Source organism: Methylobacterium sp. P1-11 (genome assembly GCF_008329595.1).
In the GTDB taxonomy this organism is placed as follows: domain Bacteria; phylum Pseudomonadota; class Alphaproteobacteria; order Rhizobiales; family Beijerinckiaceae; genus Methylobacterium.
On record NZ_NPKS01000078.1, the window covers coordinates 1 to 3,145 of the forward strand.

2 protein-coding genes and 1 pseudogene are annotated in these 3,145 nt (G+C 61.4%); 2 read left to right on the forward strand and 1 reads right to left on the reverse strand.

Annotated elements, in window-relative coordinates; all coding sequences use genetic code 11:
- Window positions 1-188 precede the first annotated feature (188 nt).
- Window positions 189-488: a DUF1330 domain-containing protein gene (locus CIW48_RS32710; RefSeq protein WP_149314495.1), complete on the reverse strand. Its 300-nt coding sequence runs from the start codon at window positions 486-488 to the stop codon at window positions 189-191.
- A gap of 573 nt (window positions 489-1,061) precedes the next feature.
- Here CIW48_RS32710 and CIW48_RS32715 point away from each other — a divergent pair.
- Together CIW48_RS32715 and CIW48_RS32720 are read left to right on the forward strand one after the other, a co-directional pair.
- Window positions 1,062-2,639, forward strand: a complete 1,578-nt coding sequence (locus tag CIW48_RS32715; RefSeq protein WP_149314496.1) for an ABC transporter substrate-binding protein — start codon at window positions 1,062-1,064, stop codon at window positions 2,637-2,639.
- 143 nt (window positions 2,640-2,782) lie between these two features.
- Window positions 2,783-3,145: pseudogene (locus CIW48_RS32720) on the forward strand (peptide ABC transporter substrate-binding protein); the annotation flags it as partial.

A 3,145-nucleotide genomic window follows, 5' to 3' on the forward strand; every position in this document is an offset into this window, starting at 1 on the left:
CAAAGGGTCGATCCAAACGGTGGAGCGCCTATTCTCGCAAAATTGGGGCGGCACCCCAGCACAAAGCCGATTCTCGGCGTTTTGACACGGCCTGGACCCAATCCGGTCAGTCAGCGAACCCTTAACGCGTCTTGGAAGCGGACATGCGAACAAGACGGATTAGAGACTGAGATTGGTGAGCCTGCCAATTACCCGGGCGGTACCCAGCCTTCCACAAGCACCATTTTTGACGGTGCGCTTTCTAGCCGTAGCTTGAGCAGCGGTGCATATTCGGGGCTCTCGTAAAACGCACGCGCTGCGTCCATGGAGGGGAACTCAAGGATCACTAAGCGCTTCAATTCGAAATCGCCCTCCATGGAGTGCAACGTTCCAGCTTTGACAAGATACCGACCGCCGAATTTCGCAACTACAGGTGGAACAGCTTCGCGATAACGCGCAAATCTTTCCTGATCCTGTACGTCAATATCTACTATCAAGTAGGCAACCATTGGACAATCCTCACTTGGAGCGCTTGTATAACGTTTATCTGCCTCACGTAATATCGTTCCGTAGCCTTTTAAGATAAAGTCGCGGCTGGATTTATTGAATACCGACGCGGGGTGCCGGAACAATCAGGTGCTGAGAGCGCCGGCCATAGCTGAAGGTTAAGCCCTCTTCGAGCAAACGTCGAGTTTCAAGAACGGCTTCTTTTCAACGACGCGCGAAATCTGACAAATCGCTCCTCGATAGGAGCCGCTGGAGGTGACCTTCCAGGCTGACCAAGAGCGGTTTGTGCGAGTTTACGCAACGGGTTGGCAGTGGGCGCGCCAGCGACGTCCGCTTCCATGCGTTCGCCTCCGAAAGCGGACCGTCGCAATTCCACCCATCTGAGACGTTGGACTGGGTGCTGTGCGATGGCTGACGATGGCCGAAAGCGGAACGGCAGCTTTTGAAGGGATGAAGCGCAGAACCGGACACCAATTGCTTCAAGATCTGCCTGGTCGATCGCTCCGTCCAGCTGCTCAGTCTTTTTGGCATCCCATCTGCACGACGAACGCCACCCGTCGGATTGGAGGCGCTTGATGAGGCGACGCGACGTTCTTGCTGGCGCAACGGCTTCCCTCTTCGCCGCGCCGAGCCTCGTGCGTGCACAGGCCACCACAACACTCAAGTTCATCCCTTACGCCGACCTTGCCCTCCTTGATCCGTTGGTCAGCGCCTTCGTCACCCGCAACCACGTGATGATAGTCTTCGACACCCTCTACGCCCTAGACGCCGCCGGCGTGCCCCGGCCGCAGATGGTGGGGGGTGAAAGCGTCGAGGACGGCGGCCGGCGCGTGCGTCTCACCCTACGCGACGGCCTGAAGTTCCACGACCGTACTCCAGTGCTCGGGCGAGATGTCGTCGCCAGTCTCAAGCGATGGGCAAGTACCGACTCCTTCGGTCAAGCCCTGATGGCGGCCACCGACGAACTCTCAGCGCCGTCAGATTCGACGGTCGAGTTCCGCTTGAAGCGCGCATTCCCGCTCCTGCGGAACGCCTTGGCTAAGCCGACGAACCTCATGGCTGCCATCATGCCGGAACGGCTGGCTGTGACGCCGCCCACGACCCGTCTGACCGAAATGGTTGGTTCGGGGCCGTTCCAGTTCGTCGCAAACGAGCGCGTGCCGGGCGCGCGCAACGTGTACCGCCGCTTCGAGGGCTATGTGCCGCGAAGCGACGGAGCGCCGAGCTTCTGCGCGGGCCCCCGCATCGCCCACTTCGACCGGATCGAGTGGTTGACGAACCCGGACCCCGGCACGCAAGTCGCCGCTCTGCAGGCCGGCGAGGTCGATTGGGTCGAGCAGCCCCTGATGGACCTCGTGCCGAGCCTACGCACGAACAGGGCGATCAAGCTACAGGTGGTGGAGGACAAAGGCCTGATCGGCGTCCTGCGCTTCAACTTCCTCCACCCACCCTTCGACAACCCGGAAATCCGGCGCGCCGTGCTACGCGCCGTCAATCAGACCGAGTTCATGCAGGCGGTCGCGGGCGAGAACGCCGCCGTAGACACCCGCGTCGGTGTGTTCGGCCCCGCCGGCCTGCCGATGGCCAACGATGCCGGGATGGAAGCTCTGAGCGGGAAGCACGACGTCGCCAAGCTTAAGCGTGACATCGCCGCGGCCGGCTACAAGGGCGAACGGGTCGTATTCCTGACGGCCACGGACGTTCCACGCATCAACGCGATCTGCAGCGTAGGCGTGGAGATGATGCGTCAGCTCGGCCTGAACGTCGACGAGGTCTCTACCGACTGGGGTAGCGTGGTACAGCGTTCTACAAGTCAGCAGCCGATCGACAAAGGTGGCTGGAATGTGTTCGGCTCATTCTGGGGCGGCTACGACGTGATGAACCCAGCTGGTCACCTGCTGCTACGTGGTACCGGGCTGAGAGCTTGGAACGGCTGGCCTACCGACGAACAACTCGAGAACCAACGCCAATCCTGGATAGACGCCGCGGACGAAGCCGAGCGGCTCGAGATTGCGAGACAGATTCAAGTACAGGCGCTTGAGGACGTGCCGTTCCTACCCTTGGGTTCGTATCTTCAGCCGACGGCCTGCCGCGCTGATCTGGCCGGTATGCAGATAGGTCTGCCACTCTTCACGAATATTTATCGATCTTGACCGGGATCCTGAGGCGGCCATCGTGCTGGACTCCGTCGCCTATGAGCGGACGAAAGGCGGCAATGGTGGGATCGATTACATGGAACATGTTTTGATGTAATGATCACACTGCGCCCGATGCAGTAAGGCACGGGGAAAAACCCATGGATGAGCGGGATCTGCGCCGCCTCATCGGGCGGGTGAAGGACGGCCGCCTGTCGCGGCGCGCCTTCGTGCAGCGCATGGTGGCGGTGGGCCTCACCGCGCCCATGGCAGGGCTCATGCTGGCCGGCAACGGCGTCGCCATGGCGGCCGATATCCGCTCCGGCTACAAGCCGATCAAGGCCGGGGGTGGCGGCGCGCTCAAGCTGCTCTGGTGGCAGGCGCCGACGCTGATCAACCCGCATTTCGCCGTCGGCACCAAGGATCAGGACGCCTCGCGGATCTTCTACGAGCCGCTCGCCGCCTGGGATCCGGACGGCAACCTCGTGCCGGTGCTGGCCGCCTCGATCCCGTCCAAGGAGAAC

Excerpts from the sequence above, each read along its gene's own strand:
- CIW48_RS32710 (WP_149314495.1), bottom strand. The coding sequence starts at position 488 with ATGGTTGCCTACTTGATAGTAGATATTGACGTACAGGATCAGGAAAGA.
- CIW48_RS32715 (WP_149314496.1), top strand. The coding sequence starts at position 1,062 with ATGAGGCGACGCGACGTTCTTGCTGGCGCAACGGCTTCCCTCTTCGCC.